Source organism: Streptomyces zhihengii, from assembly GCF_016919245.1.
GTDB lineage: Bacteria > Actinomycetota > Actinomycetes > Streptomycetales > Streptomycetaceae > Streptomyces > Streptomyces zhihengii.
The window spans coordinates 4,326,845-4,349,383 of sequence record NZ_JAFEJA010000001.1 but is presented as its reverse complement, the minus strand read 5'-3'; the positions used below and the strand labels follow the sequence as shown (position 1 = coordinate 4,349,383).

Sequence of the window (22,539 nt, the reverse complement as noted above, 5' to 3'; positions counted from 1 at the left end):
CGCGAATCGACGTGAAACGGAAGGGACTTCTCCGGATAACGCCCTCCGGATCGCCGTCCCCCACTCCCCGGATCGCCGCCCCGGCCCCCGGATCGCGGCCGTGATCCGAGGAGTCGAGGCCGCTGTCCGCGGAGTCGAGGCCCCGATTCTCCGCGTCGCGGCCTCCGGCGGAAAGGGTTCCGCCGAAGACGTTCCGCGCCGCCTCAGGCGAGCCGCACCGGGCTCTCCGGGCGGACGCCGAGCGAACCGAGCCAGACCCGCAGCGGCTTGGCGTCGCCCTCCTCGACCAGGCTGAGCACCGGGGCGAGCAGATCCGCCCTGCGCTCGCCGTCCATCAGCAGCGCCGGCCCGTCGAGCCAGTCCAGCCCCGGGGCGGCGCCGGCGGTGTCGACCGCCGTGCAGCACACCATCGCCACGACGTGGTCGGCCAGCAGATCGCGCCCCGTCCGCGGCGGTTGCAGGGGCAGCGGCACCAGATCGCCGCCCCACAGGGCCGCGAGCATCTCGTCCCCGCCGTCCCGGGAGACCGCGCCCGCGGGCCGGCCGGCGGAGCCGTGCGGAGCGCCGGGATCCGGCCCGGGGCCCTCCCCACGGGGCTCGGCGTCCCGCGCGGCCGACGCCTCGTCGCGGGCCATGCGGGCGGTCAGCGCCGCCGCCAGGCCGTCGCTCGCCTCGCCGCCCGGCCGCTGCGACAGGTGCTCCATCACCCGGGCCAGGGTCGGGCCCTCCGGCCCGCTCGCCGTGGGCACGCCCAGCTCGTCCAGCACCCGATGGATACGGGCCGCCTCCGTGCGCCACTTGTGGTCCACGACCTCGGCCGGGTACTCGTCCCAGTCCACCGGCGACCAGTGCGCGCCCGGCGCGGCCGGACCGCCGTGGAACAGCCGCGCCGCCAGCAGGGAGACCGCCTCGTCCACGGCCCCCGGCTCCTCCAGCAGATCGCAGGCCGGGCGCTCGTTCAGCCGGGAGGTGAAGCCGTCCGCGAGGCGGTCGCGGCGGGAGAGCTCGGTCAGCGCGGACACCACGCCCGCGTCCAGCTGCGAGGGCCACCGGCCCATCCGCCAGGCGGGCAGGGCCACCCTCGTCAGCAGCCGGTCCCATCCCGCGTACGCGAGGCCGACCTGCTCCTGGGCCACGATCCGCAGGCCGTAGTCCACGCCCTGGGCCCGCTCCGAGGCGGCGGCGGCCACCCAGCGCTCCATCTCGGCCGCGTCCGTCTGGCAGGTGCGCAGCAGGAACCGGGCGATCCGGCCGGAGAGCACGGTCAGCGGGAGGCGCAGGGATCGCGGCGGGCCGGCCGCGTCGGCGACCGCCGCGTCCAGACCGCGGACGAAACGGCGGGCCGCGGCTATGTCCGGGTCGGCGGCCAGGCCCGCGCCCGCGACGACCGGGGCGAGCACGGCGCGCAGTTCGGCGACGCGCATCCACCACAGGAAGGGGGAACCGATCACCAGCACCGGGGCCTCGGCGGACCGCCGCCGGGGGCGCCCGTGCGCACCGGATATCCGGTGCGCCGGATGGGAGCGGTCCTCCAGCCAGCTGTCGCAGTCGGGGGTGAGCGCGAGCGCCGAGGGCGCCGGGACGTCGAGCCGTGCGGCGAGGTCCTCCACCAGCCGGTGCAGATCGGGGGCCGCGCGCGGGGAGAGGTCGACGGTGGGGGTCAGCGCGGGCGCCGCCCGGGCGATCGTCGCCGCGACCGAGCCCGCGGCGAGCAGCACCACGGCGGCGACGGCCGCGGCGATCCCGCGCGCGGTGTCCCAGCCGGCCCCGCTCAGCCGGCCCATGGCACCGCCGGCGATCAGCACGACGGCGACGGCCGCGGGCACGAGGGCGACGGCCGTCGCCCCGCTGCGCACCCGCAGCACGGCAAGGGCCTTGGCACGGGCGCCATGAGCGCCCATCGACTCCCCGAAACCGGTACCGGACACGGCCGGACCTCACCCCCTCTGCGCTGCGACGGTGTTGGTCACTCCCCCACTGTGGCACCGACCTCCGACATCGCAATGCCGGTGAGCCATGTGCCGGAATGCCTGCGCCGCACCATAGTTGGGGCTTCGGCACCCGTCATCCGGATGGCGTACTCATCACTCGATGGAATGGCTTTGGGCAAAGGATCGGACGCGCGGGGGAACACCGGTTCGGCCGCTTCCGGCCCCGCACCACGAGACGGCAGGGCCCCGGGAACGGCGAGGAGCCCGGTGCGGGCGGCACCGGGCTCCTCGTCGGTCAGGGGGCGGGGGCTCAGGCCTCCGCGGCGGTGCGGGCGATGTCGGTGCGGTGCTGGGACCCGTCCAGGCGGATCCGGGCCACGGCGCGGTAGGCGCGCTCCCGGGCCTGCGCCAGGTCCTTGCCGGTGGCCGTCACCGACAGCACACGGCCGCCCGCGCTCACGACGGCGTCGCCGTCCTGCCGGGTGCCGGCGTGGAGGACGTACGCGTGCGGCGCGTCCTCGGCCGCCACCTCGTCCAGGCCCTCGATCGGGTCGCCGGTGCGCGGCGTGCCCGGGTAGTTGTGGGAGGCGACGACCACCGTGACGGCCGCGTCGTCGCGCCAGTGCAGCGGCGGCAGGGTGTCGAGGGTGCCGTTCGCGGAGGCCAGCAGCAGGCCCGCCAGCGGCGTCTTCAGCCGGGCGAGCACGACCTGGGTCTCCGGGTCGCCGAAGCGCGCGTTGAACTCGATCACCCGCACACCGCGCGAGGTGATCGCCAGACCCGCGTACAGCAGACCGGAGAAGGGGGTGCCGCGCCGGCGCAGCTCGTCGACCGTCGGCTGGAGGACCGACTGGAGGACCTCGTCGACCAGCTTCGGGTCGGCCCAGGGCAGCGGCGAGTAGGCGCCCATGCCGCCGGTGTTGGGGCCCTCGTCGCCGTCGAGCGCGCGCTTGAAGTCCTGTGCGGGGCGCAGCGGGACGACCGTGGTGCCGTCGGTCACGGCGAAGAGCGAGACCTCGGGGCCGTCCAGGAACTCCTCGATGACGACCCGGCCGCAGGCCAGCGCGTGCTCACGGGCGGCCGCCAGGTCGCTCGTGACGACGACGCCCTTGCCCGCGGCGAGCCCGTCGTCCTTGACGACGTACGGCGCCCCGAAGGCGTCGAGCGCCTCGTCGATCTCCTCCGGCGTGGTGCAGACGTAGGCGCGCGCGGTGGGCACCCCGGCGGCCGCCATCACGTCCTTGGCGAACGCCTTGGAGCCTTCGAGCTGCGCCGCCTCACCGGACGGGCCGAAGCAGGGGATCCCCGCGGCGCGGACCGCGTCGGCGACCCCCGCGACCAGGGGCGCCTCGGGGCCGACGACGACGAGCCCGGCCTCCAGACGCGTCGCGAGCTCCGCGACGGCCCCGCCGTCGAGCTGGTCGACGGGGTACAGCTCCGCGACCTCGGCGATACCGGCGTTTCCGGGCGCGCAGTACAGAGCGGTGACGTCGGGATCGAGGGACAGAGAGCGGCACAGGGCGTGTTCGCGGGCGCCGCCGCCGATGACGAGGACCTTCACGGGCGCCAGCCTAACCGCCGGGGGCCCGGGGCCGTCGTACGGGCCTCCGAGGACGGGCCCGCTACTCGTTCGTATATTCCTCCACCACCGTGGCGCCGAGCTCGCGCACGATCAGGTCGTGCCCGGACAGGGCGGAGTCCACCAGATCCGGGTCGTCCTCCTCGGGCACGTCGTCCTCGATGGAGACCGGCGGGGGCGGCGGCGGGGAGTACGACTCGGCCGGGCGGGGCCGGTCCGCGGGGGCGGCCGGGGCCGGGGCGGCGGCCTGCGGCCGGGGAGCGGGGGCGCCGGGGGCGCGGCGGGGGCGCGGGCGGGCGGCCCTGGCCGTACCCGCCCTGGGGGCCGGGGGCGCCCGGGCCGCCGGAGGGCTGGAAGCCGCCGCCCTGGGGGGCCGGCTGTCCGCCCGCGCCGCCGGACGGGTCGATGATCGCCTCCACCTTCCACTGCACGTGGAACTGCTCGGCGAGCGCCTGCTTCAGGACCTCCTCGCTGCCGCTGCTGGCGAAGTTGTCGCGGGCGCCGGCGTTGAGGAAGCCGAGCTGGAGGGTGGTGCCGTCGAAGCCGGCCACCTGGGCGTTCTGGCTGAGGAGGATCCAGGTGAAGCGGCGGCGGTTCTTGACCGCCTCCAGGATGTCCGGCCACATGCTCCGCACCTGGCCCGCGCCCTGCGCGGCCACGGGCGACGCCGGGGCCGCCGAAGGGGCGGCGGCCGCGGGCCGGGGCGCCTGGGCCGACGGGGCGGCCGGAGCGCCGCTGCCGGGGGCGGACGCGGTGGGCCAGCCGCCGGGACGCCGGGCCTCCGGCGCGGCCGCCGGGGCGGGCGCGCTCGCACCGGGCCAGGCGCCGGGGCGGGCGGCCGGGGGCTGCGGCGGCGGAGCCTGCTCGGCGGGCGGGGCGGACGCGGCGGGCGCCACGGGGGCGGGGGGCACGGCCGGGGCGGGCGGCGCCGCCGAGGGCGCGGCGGGGGCGGGCGCCGGGGCGGCCGCCTCGGGACGTGCGGCGGCGCGGGCCGCCGCGGGCCCGCCGCCCGGGGGGACGTGCGGCTGGGCCTCGGGGCCCGGCACATATCCCATGGCGGGGCCGGGGCCGGGCGCGGAGAAGGCGGCCGCCGCGCCGCGCTCCAGCCGGTCGAGCCGCGCCTGGAACGAGCGCTCGTCGGTGAACGCGGCGGGCAGCAGCACCCGCGCGCAGATGAGCTCGAGCTGGAGCCGCGGGGACGTCGCGCCCCGCATCTCGGTCAGCCCCTGGTTGACCAGGTCGGCGGCGCGGCTCAGTTCGGCCGCGCCGAACACGGACGCCTGCGCCTGCATCCGCTCCACCACGTCGGCGGGCGCGTCGATCAGGCCCTTGGACCCGGCGTCCGGCACGGCGGCCAGGATCACCAGGTCGCGCAGGCGCTCCAGCAGGTCGGAGACGAAGCGCCGCGGGTCGTTGCCGCCCTCGACGACCCGCTCGACGACCTCGAAGGCCGCGGCCCCGTCGCCGGAGGCGAAGGCGTCCACGACCGAGTCGAGCAGCGAACCGTCGGTGTAGCCGAGCAGGGCGGTGGCCATGGCGTATGTCACACCGTCGTCGGCCGCGCCGGCGAGCAGCTGGTCCATCACGGACATCGAGTCACGCACCGAACCGGCTCCGGCGCGCACGACCAGCGGCATCACCCCGTCGGCGACGGGGATGCCCTCGCGGCCGCACACCTCGGAGAGGTACTCGCGGAGCGTGCCGGGCGGCACCAGCCGGAAGGGGTAGTGGTGGGTGCGGGAGCGGATCGTGCCGATGACCTTCTCGGGCTCGGTCGTCGCGAAGATGAACTTCAGGTGCTCCGGCGGCTCCTCGACCACCTTCAGCAGGGCGTTGAAGCCCTGCGGGGTGACCATGTGGGCCTCGTCGATGATGTAGATCTTGTACCGGCTGCTCGCGGGCCCGAAGAAGGCCTTCTCCCGCAGCTCACGGGCGTCGTCCACACCGCCGTGGGAGGCGGCGTCGATCTCGATGACGTCGATGGATCCCGGCCCGTTGCGCGCGAGGTCCCGGCAGGACTGGCACTCCCCGCAGGGCGTGGGCGTCGGCCCCTGCTCGCAGTTCAGGCAGCGGGCGAGGATACGGGCGCTGGTCGTCTTGCCGCAGCCGCGCGGACCGCTGAACAGGTACGCGTGATTGACCCGGTTGTTCCGCAGGGCCTGCTGGAGGGGATCGGTGACATGCTCCTGCCCGATGACCTCGGCGAACGACTCGGGGCGATAGCGGCGGTACAGCGCAAGGGACGACACACCTACGAGGTTATCGGGGCCCACCGACAACCCGTGCCGCCCCGCACCCCACGCAAAGCGCCCCCCACGCACCCGCCAGAGCCGACCTACCCTTGCTGCCTTCCGGCCCTGGGGGAGTTCAGTCAGATAGCGCCACGTGAGGGGCTGGCCCCAGGTTACCCGATCCGACGGGGTGCTCGGACCCCCCTCGCCCCGCCTCCGGAACGGGTTCGCGAGCACTCCTCAACGTCTTGTATTGTTTGCCGCGGAGGATTCGCCTAGAGGCCTAGGGCGCACGCTTGGAAAGCGTGTTGGGGGCAACCCCTCACGAGTTCGAATCTCGTATCCTCCGCCATTGCTCTCACCGGGCAATACGTCGAAGGGCCCCACCGCGAGGTGGGGCCCTTCGGCGTTCCCCGGCTCCCGTCGGTCACCGGCGGGCCGGGCGGCACCGCGCGCCGCCCGGGCTTCGGCCTGGTGTGCTGCGTCTCACGGCGGGTCGGCACACGATCGGGGCGGTGGCCGGGCCTCCTGCCGCGGGAAGCCGTCGGGGCCTTCCGGGAGCGGCTGTGCGGCCCGCCTCCGTGCTGCTGTCATCGCCGGCCCCGGCGGGCGAGGCCGGCGACCGCGTCGGCGACGTGGTCCACCTCCTCCTCGGTGTTGTAGTAGTGCGGCGACAGGCGCAGGCACCAGTCGACGCCCTTGTCCCCGAAGTCGAACTGCGCGAACTCGCGGAAGCTGAGCGCCGAGTTGATGCCGCGAGCGTCCATGGCCTCCTTGAACGGCTGCGGCTGCCAGCCTTCCACCTGGAAGGTGACGAGCGCGGCGAGCCGTGGGCCGCGGTCGAGCACGCGGACCCCCGGAACGGGTTCGAGCCGGTCGCGCAGCCGGGCCGCGAGCGCCGGCGTGCGCTGCTCGACGGCCTCGATGCCGACCTGGCGGGCGTAGCGCGTCGCGGCGGCGCTGCCGAGCACGGTGGCGTAGGGGAACTCCCACTCCTCGAACCGGGCCGCCGTCCCGGCGGGCTCGTAGCGGCCCGGCTCGGTCCAGCGGGCACCGTGCATGTCGATGAACAGCGGTTCGTACCCCGCGCGCAGGACGCGATCGGAGACGTACAGGAATCCGGAGCCGCGCGGGCCGCGGAGGAACTTGCGGCAGGTGGCGGTGAGGAAGTCGCAGCCGATCTCCTCCACGTCGATGACGAACTGGCCCACCGACTGGCAGGCGTCGACCAGATAGAGCAGGTCCAGCTCACGGCAGTGGCGGCCGATCTCGGCGACCGGCGAGACCAGACCCGAGTTGGTGGGTACATGGGTGGCGGACACCAGGCGCGGGCGGTGGGTCCGCATCAGCGCGGCCATCGCCTCCACGTCGACCCCGCCCTCGGGCGCGTCGGGCGCGTGGACGATGCGTACGCCGAATCGCTTGCGCAGGGACAGGAAGGCGATCTGGTTCGAGACGAAGTCGTCGCGGGTGGTGAGGATGACGTCGTCGGCCTCGAACGGGATCGAGGACAGGGCGTTGGCATAGGCGTGGGTGGCGCTGCCCGCGAAGGCGATGTTGTCGGGCGTGGTGTTGATGAGGGCGGCGATCTCCGTGTAGAAGCCGCGCACTTCGGCGGCTCGGGCGGCGGCCGCCTCGTAACCACCCGTCCGCGCCTCGAGGTGCAGATGGCCGATCATCGCGTCCACCACCGGCGCGGCCAGGAGCCCGCAGCCCGCGTTGTTGAAGTGGATGACGTTCCGGCAGCCCGGGGTGTCGGCCCGCAGGGCGGCGACGTCCAGCTGAAGTGCTTCCCGGGCTGATGCAGTAGCGCTATTCTCTTCCGACATGAATGACGGTAGCACTTCTGGCGCACTGGCCGACAGTCTCCGTACGCTGCTCTCCCGGCTGTCGCCCGGTGACCGGCTGCCGAGCAGCCGGGAGCTGACCAAGGAGTACCGGGTGGGCCCCGCGACCGTGACGCGGGCCATCGCCGCGCTGGCCGCCGAGGGCGCGGTGGTGACCCGTCCGGGCAGTGGGACGTACGTGGCGCACCGCCCCCGGCTCCGAGGCGGAGCCGCCGACACCGACTGGCAGACGGTCGCCCTCACCGACCGCGCCGTCGACACCCACCTGATCGCCGACCCGCTCGGACCGCCACCGGCCGGGACGATCACCATGGACGGCGGCTATCTGCACCGCTCGCTCCAGCCCACCCGGGTCCTGAGCGCGGCACTGGCGCGGGCGGCACGCCGTCCGGACGCCTGGGACCGCGCCCCGGCCGGCGGCCTGACGGCGCTGCGCACCGTGTTCGCCCGGATGGCCGGCGGCAGCGTGGCCCCGGAGGACGTGCTGGTCACCGCCGGCGGACAGAGCGCCCTGTCGATCGCGTTCCGGGCCATCGCCGGGCCCGGCAGCCCGGTCCTGGTGGAGTCCCCCAGCTACCCCCGGGCCCTGGCCGCGGCCCGCGCCGCCGGCCTGCGGCCGGTGCCGGTGCCGATCGACGCCGACGGCCTGCGGCCCGACATGCTGGCCGACGCCTTCGCGATGACCGGCGCACGGCTGCTGTACTGCCAGCCGACGTTCCAGAACCCGACCGGCACCGTGCTGGCACCCGAACGGCGCGGGCAGATCCTCGATGTCGCGCGCGCTTCGGGCGCGTTCGTGATCGAGGACGATGTCGCGCGGCACCTGGGACACGGCGGCACGGTGCCCCGGCCGCTGGTGGCGGACGACCGCGACGGCACGGTCGTCCACGTGACCTCGCTCACCAAGCCCGCGGCACCGAGCCTGCGGATCGGGGCGCTGGTGGCACGCGGACCGGTGAGGGAACGTATGCGGGCGGTGCGCCTGGTCGACGACTTCTTCGTCACCCGCCCCCTCCAGGAGGCCGCTCTGGAAGTACTCAGCTCCCCGGCCTGGGACCGGCACGTCCGGTCCCTCGGCACGGTGCTCCGGGAGCGGTGCGCGGTGCTGGCCGCCGCCGTCACCCGGGAGATCCCCGGCGCGGCCCTGGCCACGCCGCCCGCCGGCGGACTGCACCTGTGGCTTCGCCTGCCGCCCGGCGTGGACGACACCGTGCTCACGAGCGCCGCCCGGCGGCGCGGCGTCGCCGTGAGCGCCGGATGCCGCTACTTCGCCACCGAGCCGCCGGCGGCCCACCTGCGGATCGGGTTCGCCGCGACCGCCGACCACGCCGAGCTCACCGAGGGCGCCCGCCGGCTGGGGGCTGCGCTCACGGACCTCGGCCCCGGGCCGGAGTGAGGCGCATCAGGACCGGCACGTCGACCTGCGCGGTCGCGTGGTGCCCGATCCGGAGGGAACTCGGCCCGGTTCGCGGGGAGTTCCGTACAACTGATCGACCCGATCATGAGTCCGACCGGACACGACACATTCGTGTCCGGTCTTCTCGTGGGGGTTCGCCTTGCAGTTCCGCTCCACCGGTATCCGTCTCGCCTCGGCCGTCACGGCCGTCCTCGCCGTCACGGCCCTCGGGGCCGGCACCCTGGCCGTCGCGCCGGCCGCCTTCGCCGCGCCCGCGGGTCCTCTCGCGGCGCCGGCCGCCGACGAACAGCCCGCGGCCCTGCCCGTGTTCCCGGAGGGCTCCGAGCTCGCGGGTACGGGCGCGACGGGGTTCCTCACCTACTCCTTCACCCAGGACGGCACCAGGGAGCTGCACTGGACTCCGTACACGGGCGGGGCCGCGGTGCGGATCGACTACCCCGAGGGCGGCGGATGGGCCACCTCGGGCACTGATGTGATCGCGCTCGGCGACGACAACTGGACGTCCCAGATGCGCGCCCTCACTCTGCGGGACATGGCCGACCCGGCCGCCCCGGGCGTGGACATCGACCTCGGCGCCCTCGGCGCCAACTACGTGGCCGTGGTGGGCCCGACGAGCGTGCTCGCGCAGGTGACGCACGAGGACGGCACGGCGGAGCTGCACGTCGTGAGCAAGGACGGCGCCGCGACCACCAGCCGCAAGGTCTCGGGGCTGCCCGCGGACGCCACCGAGTTCTTCACCAGCGCGCCGGTCAGGGACGGTATCGCCTTCGTCGGGTACGCGACCGGCCCCGAGGGCGCGCGGACCGGCGGCCGGGCGCTGATCGAGCTGACGGACAGGACGGTGACCACCGCCTACACGGCCGCCGAGTCCGGGTACGGCTTCAGCCGGATGATGTTCTCCACCTCCCATGTGGCCTGGCTGGACTGGAAGTCGGGCACCGGGCTGTACGTCACGTCGGTCGACCGCGCCACGGGCGAGGAGAAGCAGACCGTGATCGGCTCCCGGAGCGACGAGTGGCACATGGAACTCGTGGGCGACCGGCTGGTGTACGGCAACGCGGACAACCCGGCCCGGGCCGTGTCCCTGGCCGACGGCGGGAGCCGTGACCTGCTGGACGTCGCGACCAGCTCGGCGCGCGCGGCCGACGGCAGCGCCGTGTTCAGCGGCCGGCGGGCCGCCGACGGCGAGGGGCTGTTCCGGATCGCGGCCGGGCAGGACGGCGCCCCCGAGGTCACCAAGGTCGCGGAGCCGGGTGCTCCGGCGCCGCTGGGCTTCTCGCAGGAGTACGTGCCCGAGACGGTCGACCTGGACGAGGACGGCGGCGAGGTGTCGCTGCACTGGACGCTCTCGCGGCCCGCGGCCCACCTGGACGTCACGCTCACCCACATCGCCACGGGCAAGGAGATCCACCGGCGGCTGACCGGTCCGGACACGTACTTCCCGTTCACCTGGGACGGCCTCGCCGACGGGGTGGACGCGCCGAACGGGAAGTACGCGGTGGAGGCCGAGGCGGCGCCGGCGGACGGTGTCGGCGAGCCCGCCTACCAGGGCTACTTCATGACGGTCTCCCGGGCGGCCGACCCGCACGACTACAACGACAACGGTTCCACCGACGTCCTCGCGCGGGACGCGTCCGGTGTGCTGTGGCGCGACGACCTGCGCAACAAGCCGGTGGACGGCGTGTTCGCGGCGTCCCAGCGGGCCCGGATCGGCGCGGGCTGGCAGACGTACAAGCACATCGAGGCCGTCGGCGACATCGTGGGCAACCGGGTCGGCGACCTCGTCGCCGCCGACGGGTCCGGGGTGCTCTGGCACTACGCGGGCAAGGGCGACGGCAACTTCGCCGCCCGCACCCGCGTCGGCGGCGGCTGGGGCGTCTACGACCGGATCACCGGCGGCTCGGACCTCGACGGCGACGGCCGCGCCGACCTCGTCGCCGCGGACACCGCCGGAGTGCTCTGGTTCTACAAGGGCACGGGCTCGGACACCGCCCCCTTCGCCGCCCGCACCCGCGTCGGCGGCGGCTGGGGCGTCTACAACCAGCTCACGGCCGTCGGCGACATCGCCGGCACCACCGCGGGGGACCTGGTCGCCCGCGACACGGCCGGGGTGCTCTGGCTCTACCAGGGCAACGGCCGCGGCAACTTCTCGGCCCCGGTGCGGATCGGCGGCGGCTGGGGCGTGTTCAGCTCCCTCGTCGGCGCCGGCGACCTCGACGGCGACGGGCGGGCGGACCTGATCGCGTACGGCGGGGACGGCACCTGGGTGTACCGCTCGACGGGCACGGCCACCGCGCCGTTCAGCCGCCGGTCGACCTCGCTGTACGCGGGCGAGGGCACCGCGTTCGACCCCGTCGCCTGACGGCCTCGGGAGCACGGACGGGCCCCGGCCGCGGTGCGGCCGGGGCCCGTGGCGTGTGCGGGGTCAGCCCGTGACGACCAGGGCCGCCGTGTTGTTGGTCAGGTCGGGGTCGAAGGAGCGGACGGGCGGCTCGAACTGGTCGTTGTCGATGCCGCTCACGGCCCGGGCGGTGCCCGGGGCGTCGATCCGCAGGCCGAAGGTGAATGCGTGGGCCGCGCGCTCGTTCAGGAACACCGGGGTGGTGCAGCGGTAGCGGGGCGCGCCGAGCTGCTCCTCGCGCCATTCGCCGTCGGCGGTGAGGGCGTAGCACTCGTCGGGCCGGCCGGTGACGGACGCGTTCGCGGGGATGCGGACGTCGACGGTGGCGGCGGGCTCGCCCGCGCCGAGCGAGGCGATCCAGGCCGGTCCGCGGTTCCTGACCGTGACGCCCGCCTGGACGGTGTCGCCGACGGTGCCCGTGACGCGGGCGCCGGTCAGCCGGAGGTCGGCGGTGTTGGCGGCGTGGATGATCACCGAGCGGTGGTTGTCCTGCGGGTCGAGGTCGGGGACGAGGGCCGTGCGGGCGGCCGCCGCGGGCCGCAGGACCAGCTCGGCCCCGGTGCCCGGGGTCCAGGTGCGGCCGGCCCGGGCGGCGTCGAGGGCTTCGGCGGACCAGGGCTCGACCGAGTAGTCGTAGCGGTCGAAGAGGGCGTTCCGGCCGGCCTTCACCGGGTTCACCAGGGCGTACGCGTCTCCGGGCGCCACCGCCCGGTCGAGGACGCACAGCGCCTCGGTGCCGACCTCCGTGTCGAGGTACTCGCAGTTCGCGGGCCGCTGGGTGAAGGCGAGGCCCCGGGAGGCGAACAGCTTCAGCAGGACGCCGTCCGCCGTGCGGTTGCCGTTGTTGGTGAGGGTGGCGGGGACGGTGATCCTGCTGCCGGGAACGACGCCGTCCTGCCGGGGGGACTGGGTGAGGGCCAGGTCGGGGCCGTTCCCCACGGTCACCCGGGTCTCCCCCGGGTGGGACGTCATGTCCCCGTGGACGGCGGTGTAGCGCAGGGCGCCGGCCGCGTCCGCCGGGGCGCCGGGCAGGGCGGAGAGCGTGAGCTCGGCGGCGGTGACGACGTCGGTGCCGGTGAGCGGGGGGACGTCGCAGACGGCCGTGGCGGCGTCCTGGACGTCGCAGTCGGCGGGCCACCGGACCGTGGCGAACGCGGCCAGCTCGGCGGCGTCCACGCTGATCCGCCCCGCACCGACCGGGTTGCCGATGTTGTCGTGCGAGACCTTGAGGGCGACGGTCCGCTCGGGAGCGGTCCCGTCCTCGTAGGCGCCGGGCAGGACCAGCTCGTACGGGTCGGAGTAGACCCAGAGCTGGTCGCTCTCGGCGGACGCGGGGGCGGCGGCCCCCAGCGTCAGCAGGGCCGAGGCGGCGAGCACGGGGACCAGCGCCCGGCGGGCGCGGCGCGAGGTGTGGAGACGTGTCATGCCCAGGCTGACTCACCCACCCGTCGAATGGTTGTACGACGAGTGGGTGCCTCGCGGTGCCTCACCAGGACTGCCTGTCACGCGACCTGACGCTTCGTCGGGCGCGTCGCGCCCTGGTCAGCGGACGGGGCAGGGGCGGTAGGCGAGGGAGAGTTCCCGGTCCACGGCGTAGCTGGTGCGCATCGAGGCGTCGGTGACCTGCTGCCAGGAGCCGTACTTGGCGAAGAGCTGGTCCGCGGTGGGGCCGAGGGGGTTGCCGTACTTGGCGATGTTGCGCTCCTCCAGGACGCGCACCTCCTCGGGGGTCATGCCCGCGCGGGTGATCTCCTTGGCCTGGTTGCGCATGTCGACCAGTTCGCGGGCGATCTCCTCGTCGGTGGCGCCGGCGTCGCGCATGTCGGCCTCCGTGCGGTGCATCTCCTCCAGGAGCGCGTGGTAGCGCATCCGGGTCCGCTGGGCCTCGACCTTCTCGTCCATCGGCAGCACCCGGATGCGGCAGACGACCGGGTCGGCGCTGGGGCAGGGCTCGTCGGCGGAGGCGGTCGGCGCGAGGGGGGCGGTGATCACCGAACCGCACGCCTCGGCCGCGTCGGCGGAGGCGGTGGCGGCCGTGCCCAGCAGGGCGGCGGCGGCCGCGACCGGGAGGAGGACACGGCGCGGCAGGGAGGAAGGAAGGCGCATGCGCGCCACCTTGGTGATCTTCGGGCGCCCGATCACGCAGCCACACCGGTGATCACTCCTTCGGGACCGGCCCGGCGGGCAAAGACGCGGGCGCCGCCGCAAGGGCTTTGCGGAGTTACGCCCCGGGAAACCCGAGTTCTCGCCAACTCCGGACACCGGACGAATCCGGCACCCTGCGGCCGGCGCGGAGCGCTCGCGTGTGCCCTGACCTGGTGGGCGGCACGGCGGAGCGCGACCTCGGGGGGTGCCGGGCCGACGGCCGGCCCTGGTACGGGTGGGGAGTATGCGACGGCCCTTCCGGAGGCACGGTCCGCTTACCTGGAAGGACGTCCGCTACTCGGAGGTAGAGGCAACCTGGCGTGATCTGAACCACACCAATGGATCACCCTGCAACCATCATGGCCAATCGAAACCAGCCTTCCGGACAGCCGTGGGGGGAGTGGCCATGGGGCTGCTCGGCGATGAGGTGGCGTTCGCGCGCGCACTCACGGCCCAGGAGAACGAGAGCGTCATGGCCCTCGGCAGCCGGAGGCGGTACGCGGCCGACGACCACCTCCTGACCGAGGGGGACCGCTCCCGCCATGTCGTGATCATTCTTCGGGGGTGGGTGACCGTTTCGGTGTCGACGGACCGCGGGAACACCCGCCTGATACTCGGGCTGCGGGGCCCCGGTGAACTGCTGGGCGAGATGGCCGCCCTGGACAGCCACCCCCGCAGCGCCACGGTCAGGGCCCTGGGACCCATCGAGGCCCAGGTCATCGGCGGAGACGCGTTCCGCCGCTTTCTCGCCATGCACCCGCGGGTCGGCTCCCTGGTGATGCGCCAGCTCACCTTCCGGCTCCGCAGCGCCGACCAGGAGCGGTCCGCGCTCGCCTCGCTGACCGTCCTCCAGCGCCTGGCCAGCCGGCTCGACGAGCTCTCCCGGGCCGAGCCGTCGGGCCCCTACGGCCCGGCCGCACCCGGCGCGCCCCGCTCGGGCGCCGTGGTCCACCTCGCGCAGGACGAGCTCGCCGCGACGGTCGGCGCCACCCGCGAGGCCGTCGCCAAGGCCCTGCGGCTGCTGCGCAGCCAGCGCGTCGTGCGCACCGGCAACCGGCTGGTGGAGATCCTCGACCCCGCCCTGCTCGCCCTGCTCGCGCACGGCCACGAGGAGGCCGAACACCCGGGCGGGCAACGCGAGTAGAACGCCCGCCGCCGTGTGTAAACGGCTACAGACGGCCCCGGTCCCGGGCCGGAAGCTGGAGGGACGCGAGAGGAACGACTGGGGGAGCAGCGTGGACGACGGGTCGAGGGAAGTCGCCGAAGCGCACTACGAGTTGGTCATCAGCGTCGACGCCCGGCGTTCCGGCGGCTACGACGACGTCGACAAGCCCCGGATGCGGGCCCGCGTCTACCGCGTCCTGGAGGGGGCGTTCGCGCATGCCCGGGTGGCACGCGACGCCCTCCACATGGAGGACCGCGGTGACGGCGTGCTGGTGGCGGTGACCGGGCGGGTGCCCGTGACCCGGCTGCTCGGGCTGTGGACGGTCGAGGTCCACGAGGCCCTGCGCGACGAGAACCGCTCGCTGCGGGTGCCGCTCGGGCTGCGGGTGGCCATGCACGTCGGGCCGGTCCGCCACGACGACCGGGGCATCAGCGGACGCGCCGTCGACCTGGCCTGCCGGCTCGCCGACTCGCCCGTGGCGCGCGGCCTGCTGGACACGGAGCGGGCCGATCTGGTGCTGGTGGTCTCCGACTCGCTGCACGCGGACGTGGTCGTCCCGGGCGGCAAGTTCATCGAGCCCGACCGCTGGTCCCCCGCCGCGCTGGCCCTCAAGGAGGGCGAGGTGCGGGCCTGGTTCCACCTGCCGGGGCGGCCCGCCCCCGCGATACCGGGGCCGGGCGGCGGAGCGGACCCCGCCGGGGACGGCGGCGCGACCGCGCCGGGCGGCGCCCCGGGCGGGGCAGGGGACGGCGGGCACCCGGGCGGTGCCCCCGACGACGCGGAAGACCTCGGCGCCCGGGACGGCTCCCCCGACGACGCCCGGGAGGACCACGACGAGGACGGCGACGGTGTCCCGGGGGCGGACGCCCGCTACACCGTCCACGGCGACATGTCCCACCACAGCGGCAACGTCTACCGGGCCCCCGTCCACATCGGGCGGGTCACCGGCGACGCCGACCGCCGGAAGGGGTGAGCCGGATGGCGGACGACCAGCAGCCGGCGCCCGAGGGCGAGCGGCCGAGGGCGGACGACGCGCCCCCGAAGTCCCCGGGCCGCGACAAGGGCGGCGACCGGGACCGCGACAGGGACCGGGACAAGAACCGCGAGAAGGACCGGGATCGCGACCGGGGCCGTGACGGCGACCGGGACGGCGACCGCGAACGCGACCGGGACGGCGGCGAGGGCACCGGGCCCGACGACGAGGCCGCCGAGCGCGAGCGGGAACGGGAGCGCGCCGCGGGCCGCTTCCGCGAGCACACCCGCGACCCGCTCGCGGACGAGCAGGGCGAGGACGGCCCCACCGACCTCGCCGCCGCCTCACGCGCCCGCCGCTCCGGCAGGACGCTCTTCGACACCGGCCGGGACCGGATCAGTTTCGACCGCTCCTCCATCAGCAGCGCCCACATCGGCGACATCCACCTGCGGGTGGACGCCCCTCGCCCGGGACACGCGGTGCGCAGCGGCCCGGTGCCGGAGGACGAACTGCGCCGGCTGCGCCGGGCCTATGTCGCGCCCGAGGGCTACCCCGGTCTGCGCACGGCGCTCCGGGCCCGGCGGCTGCTGGTGCTCGGCGCCGCCCCCGGGACGGGACGCACCAGCACCGCCCTGGCCCTGCTCGACGAGCTCGCCGTCGCCGACGGGGCCCGCGGCCAGGTCAGCCGCGTCGAGCCGGACGTGCTGCGGCTCACCGAGAAGCTCTCCGCGGCGGACGCCGCCCCGGCGGGGGAGGCCGGCGGCCATCTGATGGAGCTCGCCCTCGCGGCGCCCGGTGAGTCGCCGCCCGAGGAGATGGACCTGGACGCGCTGGCCGACGCGCTGGACCGGGCCGGGGCGTACGCGGTGATCGTGGTGCCCCTCGGGGCCGCGGCCGACGCGCTGGTGACCGGGCGCTACGGGATGCGCTGTCCGCCCGTGCCCACGGACGAGCTGCTCGCCGCCCGGCTGGAGGAGCTGCTGGCGGACCGGGCCCCCGCCGGCACCGTGGACGCCGCACCCCGGGGCCATGACGGTCTGCTGGGCAGGGCGTCGGAGCTGGCGGGCCGGGCGGAGGTGAAGGAGGCCGTCGGCCTGAAGGACCTGCGGCCGGCCGAGGCCGGGCTGGTGGCGTCGCTGCTGGCCGGACATCTGCTGGGCGACCTCTCGTACGAGCAGCTGCTGACGGGCTGCCGCACCATCGCCGCGGCCCAGGCCCAGGAGTGGTTCGCCGGGGTGGACCGGGCCCTCGCCGGGCCCCCGGCGGCGCACGGCGACAGGGCGGCGCCGCGGCCCGGCGCCGCGGCCCTCTTCCACCCGGTCGCCTTCCGGATCGCGCTCGCCGTGCTGGGCGGGGCGTCGCACAGTGCCGTGGCCTCCGCGGCGCATCTGCTGACCTGGGAGCTCTCCGTGCAGAGCGACCCGGAGACCACCCCCGCGCGCCCGCTGTTCTGCGACGACCCCGAGACGGACCTCGCGCTGTCGCGGGCGGAGGCGAAGGCCGGACGGGTGGAGGTGGCCGGCTCCGAGGTGGACGCCCGGCTGATCTGGTACCGGGGGTCGGCGCTGCCCGCCGCGGTGCTGTCGGAGGTCTGGGACCGGCACTTCCCGGTCCGCGCGCCCGTGGTGCGCTGGCTGCGGCTGCTGGCCGACGACCCCCGTCCCCAGGTGTGGATGCGGGCCGCGGTGGCCGCCGGCGAACTGTGCGTACGCGACTTCGAGTACGGCTGGGCGGAGCTGATCCGGCCGCTGGCCGAGGCGTCCGCGCCGCGCCGCCGGATCTTCGCGGCCACCACCCTCGACCAGGCGGCCGGGCACGCCTCCCACCGCACGGCGGTGCGCAGGGTGGTCGACGACTGGAGCCGCTACGGCACGAAGGCGCTGCGCTGGACCGCGGCCATGGCCCTCGGCTACGGGAACGCGGCGGCGACCGCCGACGACACCCTGGACGCCCTGGCCAGGATCGGGACCAGGGACGACGGGGAGCAGCTCGCCGTCGCCTCGTTCAACGCGGTGCGGCTGCTGGCGGGTCCCGGCGGGCCGGCCGTGCTGCGGCGGGTGGACGCGTGGACGCACCACAAGCGCGCGGAGTACCAGGACCTCGGGCTGGTCACGACCGTCCGCCTCGCCGTCACCCGCGTCGACGAGGTGCGCGACGACGAGGACGGTTCCCCGCTGGGGGACCGGGGCGACTGGCCGCTGCCGCTCGCGCTCGCCGTCGTCCGCCCCGAGCTCGTCCGGCCGATGGCGGACCTGCTGTGGACCGCGCTCAACACCGCGCGGTCCAAGGAGGTGGCGCTCGACGCGCTGGAGTCGCTGCTGCGCACCGCGGTCCGCCGCGACGGCGCCGAGTGGACGCGGGCGGGGCTCGCGGCGCTGCTGCCCGCGATGTTCGCCGAGGAGCCCGACCTGCGGCAGCTCGACTGGCTGCTGCGCCGAATGATGAGGGATCAGGACGATCCGCTCCCCGACGCGCAGGCGCGCGCCCTGTGGTGGCTCGCCGACGCGCCGCGGGACCGGAGGCGCGAGGAGGAGAGAGATGGCTGAAGGCCACGACGCGGCCGCGGACGAGGGCCGGGCGGACGAGCCGGCCGGCCCGTTCCTCGGCGAGTACACGCCGACCGGCGCGTTCCGGCACTCGGGCGCCCGCAAGGCGTCCGTGCTGTTCTACCGGAACGGCGGGCACAGCGTGGCCACCGTCTCCGGTGTCGAGCACCACAACCGGCGGGCGCTCGCCCGGCCCCACACCGTGTGCGAGATCGCGCTCGGCACCTTCCAGTCGCAGCTCCAGATGGAGCTGCCCGCCGCGGGCGGCACCTCGTTCTTCAAGGCGGAGGTGGACATCCACTGGTCGGTGGAGAATCCGTTCCTGGCCGCCACCGAGGTCGTCACGGACGTCGCCGCGCGGCTCACCGCGCCGGTGCTGGAGCGGCTGCGCGAGGTCTCCTCCCAGTACCGGGTGTCCGACGCCGAACGCGCCGACCGGGCGATCACCGGCCAGTGCGCGGGCGGCCGGTGGGACGACCTGGGCGCCGAACTCGGGCTGCGCGTACGCCTGTACGTGCGGCTGCGGGTGGACGACCGGACGATCAGCCACTCCGAGGACATCCGGGACGCCCATGCCTCGGCCGCGCTGACCCAGGTCCACCAGACCGCGTTCCGGGCGATGCTCCAGGGCGGCCGGCTGGAGCAGCTCAGCTACATGCTGGCCAAGGAGCCCGAGGAGGCCAAGGAGTTCCTGGAGAAGATCCGCCAGGAGGGCCGCCAGGACGAGAAGGAGCGGGTCGACCGCCTCTTCGACCTGGTGGCCGGCGGCCAGATCCAGTCCAGCGACGTGGAACGGCAGGCGCTGGAGCTGCTCGACCAGGGCCGCCAGCAGGTCCGGGGCCCGATCGGGCCCTCGCCCGCCCGGCGGCGCGCGCCGGAGCTCACGGCCGGGCCCGGGCCGCACGCGCCGGAGACGTTCACCCCGGACTGGGTCGCGGACGAACCGCCTTCGCGGGGCGACCGGCGCGCGGCCCGAACATCCGATCGTGGCTCGAACTCCCTTGTGGATCAAGGGAGTTCGGAACCGGAACCGCCGCGTCGGCGTCGTCTCAGCAACGAGGACGACGGATGGCCGTGGGCGGAGGAGGACTGATGACGGCCGACGGGGGAGTCAGGGACGACGCGGCGCCGGGGGGCGCCGCGCCGGGCGGTGGGACAACGGGGGTCCGCACCGCCCCGGACCCGGTCGTGCCCGTGCCGGACGGGGGTCGGCACCCGCACGACCGGGCCGGAGAACGCATCGCCGAACGCCTGCTCGCCACCGTGCGGGAGGACCTGGGCCGGGCCGACTCCAAGGCGGCCGTGCTGCTCTCCGGCGCGCTCGCCCTGCCAGCCTTCCTCATCGGACGGCACGGGGCACCGGACTGGCGCTGGCCCGGGGACACGGCCCTGGTCGTCGCCGGCGCGCTGTGGGTGGTCGCGGTGACCGCCCTGGTTCGGGCGCTCATGCCCCGCACCCGCACGCTCCGGGACGGGGACGGGGTGACGTTCTTCTCCGACCTGCTGGAGCCGGTCGACAGCGGCCGGCTCACCGCCGCGGTCGCCGAGGCGGGGCGCGACCCCACCGGATGGCTGCTGATCCAGGCGGTGGACGTCAGCTCGATCCTGTCCGCCAAGTACCGGGCCATCCGCTGGGGTGTCGCCACCCTCGCGCCGGCCGCGGCCCTGGCCCTGGGCTGGAGCCTGGCGCGCTGACCGGCGGCAGGGAACCCGCCGGGCCGCACGCCGAAGCCGTACCCGCGGGCCGCGCGCGAGAGCCGCGCGCACGGCCCGCGCACGCACCAGAGACGACATGAGGGGAACCCGGTGGGAACAGTGAGGGGATCGCGGCGTCCGGCGAGTGGCTTTCGTCCGCAGACGTCCGGCCGGATCCGTACGAAGGGCGCCCGCGCCCGCCGCACCTGGGCGCGCCGCGGCGCCGCGGCGGTGCTCGCCACCGCCGCGGTGCTCGCGTCGCCGGCCGCGTACGCCGGTCCCGGCCGGGCGCCGGCGGAGGTGAAGCCCGCCTTCACCTCGGTCAACTACGCGGTGGCCGTGGACGAGTCCGCCAGCCTCTCGGACGCCGACATGGCGGCGGAGAAGGCCGCCGCCAAGCGGATCGCCCTGGGCGACGTCTCGGCGTCGTCCCGCGTCACCGTCTTCGGCTTCGCCGCGGCCGAGGCCGAGGGCCAGAGCGCGGTGGACCCGGTGTGCCCGCGCACCACGCTGGACGCCGCCGGCCGCAGGACCATCGGCGACTGCGTCGGCAAACTGCGCAAGCGCACGGAGAAGGAGGGCACCGGCACCGACTTCCCCAGTGCGATCCGCCAGGGCGTGCACGAACTGACCACCGGCACCGACCCGTCGGTGCCCCGGGTCCTCTTCCTCCTCACCGACGGCGTGATGGACGTCTCCGGCAGCGCCAAGTACGGCGACGAGAGCCACCGGAAGGAGGAGGGCGAGCGGCAGCTCACGGCCGCGCTGGAGAGCGCCGCCGCCAACGACGTGCAGATCTGGCCGCTCGGCTTCGGCTCCGCGCCCGACAAGGCGCAGCTCGACCGGATCGCCGCCGGCGGCTACCAGAAGGGCTGCGTCGACCTCCCCTCGGCCCGCCCGACGGCCGACGTCGTCACGAGCGGGGCGAAGGACCTCGGCCCGAAGCTGGAGAAGGTCTTCGCCGCCGCCCACTGCCTGCGCTACCAGCCGGGCCCTGAGGGGAGGCGCCCCCCGGCCACGCTGGAGATCGCCATCTCGCCCCTCGCGACCGTCGGCAGCATCGTGGTCGACAAGGGCGACGCCGAGGTGGACATCACCTACGTCGACCCCTCCGGCAAGCCGGTCCCGACCACGGGGAAGGCCCGGGGCTCGGCGTTCGAACTGGCCGGCGCCGAGGACACCGTGGAGGCCCTGCGGATCACCGACCCGCTGCCCGGCGTCTGGAAGGTGAAGGCCGAGGCGCCCGAGGGGCACCGTTCGCTGCCCGTCGGCGTCAGCGTGCTGTGGCAGGGCGAACTGCGCGGCGCGATCACCATGGACCCGCCGTCGCCGCAGGCGGGCCAGAAGGCCACGGTCACCATGCGCCTCCAGACCCGTGACAACTACGCGGTCAAGGACCCCCGGGACTACGCCGGACTGAAGGTGACCAGCAGCCTCACCGGCGACGGCTTCGCACCCGTGCCCCTGACGCTCACCGACGACGGCAAGGGGCCCGACCCGGACGCGGGCGACGCCTCGTTCACCGGCACCGTACGGATCCCCGGGAGCGCGGCCGGGGCGCTGGAGGTCACCGGCACGCTCACCGCGTCCGGCCTGAGCGCCGACACCCGCAGCGAGCCCGGCCGGGTCGCCCCGGCCGAACTGCCCGTCACCGCGGCGCTCACCCTCGGCGACGCGGACGTCCACCCGGGCGCCCGGATCACCGGCGACCTGGCCGTCAACAACACCGACGGCCGGCCGCACACCCTGCGCCTGTCGATGGCCGACGTGCGCGCCGGGCACCTCGTCGTCTCCCCCGCCGAGATCGTGGTGGAGCCGGGCGACTCCGGCACCAGGAAGGTGACCGTCGAGGTCGCCCCCGCGGATGTCTTCGGCAACCGGCTCGGCGACGACGGGCTGCGCCTCGGCGGCACGGTGACCGTCGTCGACACCGGCACCGAGGGCGGCGACCTGACCCTGGTGCAGGAGCCCCTCTCGGTCCGGGTGACCCCGGAACCGGGCCTGTGGGAGAAGTACTGGTGGGGCTTCCTCACCGCGGCGGCGCTGCTGGCCGCGGCGGTCGTGGCGGCGGTCCTGCTGCTGGGCCAGCGCCGCAGGCGCCGGGACCCGGCCGGCCTGGTGCTGCGGCTGGTCTCCGAGACGGGCGAGGTGGTCGCCGAGCACCGGGCCGGGCACGGCCACAAGCAGTGGTACGAGTTCGCCGTCGTCGAACCGCACCGCAACCCGCGCATCGAACGGCGGAGCAACGGCCCGTACGCGGTGCAGCGCAGCCCCGAGGGCGGCGCGGTGCTGCGCAAGCGGGGCGGCGGCCGCACCCGGCTGACCGAACACGGACAGGTCGAACTGACCGACAACCTGAGCCTCGCCCTGGCCGGCCCGGGGCCGCACGCCCAGGGCGGCCCGCGGCCCACCACCGCGTCCGCCGCACCCGACGGCGGGACACAGGGGGGCGGCTCCTACGACGCGTACCTGTGAGGCCCTCCTGACACCGGCACCGGCCCCCACCCGGCGCCGGTGCCGGCCCCACCGGAGCGCGCGAGCGCGCGAGCGCACGGCACCGACGCAGCACCGAAACAGCACTGACGCACCAAGGACGGGGACGGCCTCCG

General features: G+C 75.4%; 13 protein-coding genes, 1 tRNA gene, 1 other RNA gene and 1 pseudogene. 9 read left to right on the top strand and 7 right to left on the bottom strand.

Annotated features, from left to right (window positions below; genetic code table 11):
- Positions 1-203: 203 nt before the first annotated feature.
- From JE024_RS18230 to ffs, 4 genes and pseudogenes are all read right to left on the bottom strand, one after another.
- Entirely contained in the window at positions 204-1,928 is a 1,725-nt protein-coding gene (locus tag JE024_RS18230) for a M48 family metalloprotease (RefSeq protein WP_205374609.1), read from the bottom strand.
- Positions 1,929-2,241: 313 nt separating this feature from the next.
- Positions 2,242-3,492 (bottom strand): phosphoribosylamine--glycine ligase, encoded by a 1,251-nt coding sequence (gene purD, locus JE024_RS18225; RefSeq protein WP_205374608.1) that lies wholly within the window; start codon positions 3,490-3,492, stop codon positions 2,242-2,244.
- 61 nt (positions 3,493-3,553) lie between these two features.
- A pseudogene (locus tag JE024_RS18220) lies at positions 3,554-5,759 on the bottom strand (DNA polymerase III subunit gamma and tau).
- 50 nt (positions 5,760-5,809) lie between these two features.
- Positions 5,810-5,908: signal recognition particle sRNA small type (gene ffs / locus JE024_RS18215), an RNA gene on the bottom strand.
- Between the two features lie 97 nt (positions 5,909-6,005).
- Between ffs and JE024_RS18210 the strand changes: the two genes are divergently transcribed.
- Positions 6,006-6,093 (top strand) — tRNA-Ser (locus JE024_RS18210).
- 238 nt (positions 6,094-6,331) lie between these two features.
- On the opposite strand, the gene JE024_RS18205 is transcribed toward JE024_RS18210, so the two are convergent.
- Positions 6,332-7,570: an aminotransferase class V-fold PLP-dependent enzyme gene (locus JE024_RS18205; protein ID WP_205374607.1), complete on the bottom strand. Its 1,239-nt coding sequence runs from the start codon at positions 7,568-7,570 to the stop codon at positions 6,332-6,334.
- Between JE024_RS18205 and JE024_RS18200 the strand changes: the two genes are divergently transcribed.
- Positions 7,569-8,984 carry an aminotransferase-like domain-containing protein gene (locus tag JE024_RS18200; protein WP_205374606.1) on the top strand — a complete coding sequence of 472 codons (1,416 nt, stop codon included), beginning with the start codon at positions 7,569-7,571 and terminating at the stop codon, positions 8,982-8,984. The genes JE024_RS18205 and JE024_RS18200 overlap by 2 nt on opposite strands.
- A gap of 160 nt (positions 8,985-9,144) precedes the next feature.
- Complete coding sequence (locus JE024_RS18195; RefSeq protein WP_205374605.1) at positions 9,145-11,367, top strand: FG-GAP-like repeat-containing protein; 2,223 nt, start codon at positions 9,145-9,147, stop codon at positions 11,365-11,367.
- 63 nt (positions 11,368-11,430) lie between these two features.
- On the opposite strand, the gene JE024_RS18190 is transcribed toward JE024_RS18195, so the two are convergent.
- Both JE024_RS18190 and JE024_RS18185 read right to left on the bottom strand, forming a co-directional pair.
- Positions 11,431-12,831 (bottom strand): COG1361 family protein, encoded by a 1,401-nt coding sequence (locus tag JE024_RS18190; RefSeq protein WP_205374604.1) that lies wholly within the window; start codon positions 12,829-12,831, stop codon positions 11,431-11,433.
- A gap of 117 nt (positions 12,832-12,948) precedes the next feature.
- Positions 12,949-13,512, bottom strand: a complete 564-nt coding sequence (locus JE024_RS18185; RefSeq protein WP_205374603.1) for a hypothetical protein — start codon at positions 13,510-13,512, stop codon at positions 12,949-12,951.
- 445 nt (positions 13,513-13,957) lie between these two features.
- Between JE024_RS18185 and JE024_RS18180 the strand changes: the two genes are divergently transcribed.
- From JE024_RS18180 to JE024_RS18155, 6 genes are all read left to right on the top strand, one after another.
- Entirely contained in the window at positions 13,958-14,695 is a 738-nt protein-coding gene (locus JE024_RS18180; protein WP_205374602.1) for a Crp/Fnr family transcriptional regulator, read from the top strand.
- Between the two features lie 91 nt (positions 14,696-14,786).
- Positions 14,787-15,689, top strand: coding sequence for a hypothetical protein (locus JE024_RS18175; protein ID WP_205374601.1), 903 nt, complete (start codon positions 14,787-14,789; stop codon positions 15,687-15,689).
- A 5-nt stretch (positions 15,690-15,694) separates the two neighbouring features.
- Positions 15,695-18,235, top strand: coding sequence for a hypothetical protein (locus JE024_RS18170; protein ID WP_205374600.1), 2,541 nt, complete (start codon positions 15,695-15,697; stop codon positions 18,233-18,235).
- Positions 18,228-19,328 (top strand): hypothetical protein, encoded by a 1,101-nt coding sequence (locus JE024_RS18165; RefSeq protein WP_205374599.1) that lies wholly within the window; start codon positions 18,228-18,230, stop codon positions 19,326-19,328. The genes JE024_RS18170 and JE024_RS18165 overlap by 8 nt, the downstream gene beginning before the upstream one ends.
- On the top strand, positions 19,328-19,930 hold the full coding sequence (locus JE024_RS18160; RefSeq protein WP_205374598.1) for a Pycsar system effector family protein: 603 nt from the start codon (positions 19,328-19,330) through the stop codon (positions 19,928-19,930). The genes JE024_RS18165 and JE024_RS18160 overlap by 1 nt, the downstream gene beginning before the upstream one ends.
- A gap of 111 nt (positions 19,931-20,041) precedes the next feature.
- Positions 20,042-22,405 carry a vWA domain-containing protein gene (locus tag JE024_RS18155; protein WP_244882943.1) on the top strand — a complete coding sequence of 788 codons (2,364 nt, stop codon included), beginning with the start codon at positions 20,042-20,044 and terminating at the stop codon, positions 22,403-22,405.
- Positions 22,406-22,539: the final 134 nt, after the last annotated feature.

What these genes read in the sequence shown, in the direction of transcription:
- JE024_RS18200 (WP_205374606.1), top strand. Translation starts at nt 7,569, where the DNA reads ATGAATGACGGTAGCACTTCTGGCGCACTGGCCGACAGTCTCCGTACG.
- JE024_RS18205 (WP_205374607.1), bottom strand. Translation starts at nt 7,570, where the DNA reads ATGTCGGAAGAGAATAGCGCTACTGCATCAGCCCGGGAAGCACTTCAG.
- JE024_RS18190 (WP_205374604.1), bottom strand. Translation starts at nt 12,831, where the DNA reads ATGACACGTCTCCACACCTCGCGCCGCGCCCGCCGGGCGCTGGTCCCC.
- JE024_RS18185 (WP_205374603.1), bottom strand. Translation starts at nt 13,512, where the DNA reads ATGCGCCTTCCTTCCTCCCTGCCGCGCCGTGTCCTCCTCCCGGTCGCG.
- JE024_RS18180 (WP_205374602.1), top strand. Translation starts at nt 13,958, where the DNA reads ATGGGGCTGCTCGGCGATGAGGTGGCGTTCGCGCGCGCACTCACGGCC.
- JE024_RS18170 (WP_205374600.1), top strand. Translation starts at nt 15,695, where the DNA reads ATGGCGGACGACCAGCAGCCGGCGCCCGAGGGCGAGCGGCCGAGGGCG.
- JE024_RS18165 (WP_205374599.1), top strand. Translation starts at nt 18,228, where the DNA reads ATGGCTGAAGGCCACGACGCGGCCGCGGACGAGGGCCGGGCGGACGAG.
- JE024_RS18160 (WP_205374598.1), top strand. Translation starts at nt 19,328, where the DNA reads ATGACGGCCGACGGGGGAGTCAGGGACGACGCGGCGCCGGGGGGCGCC.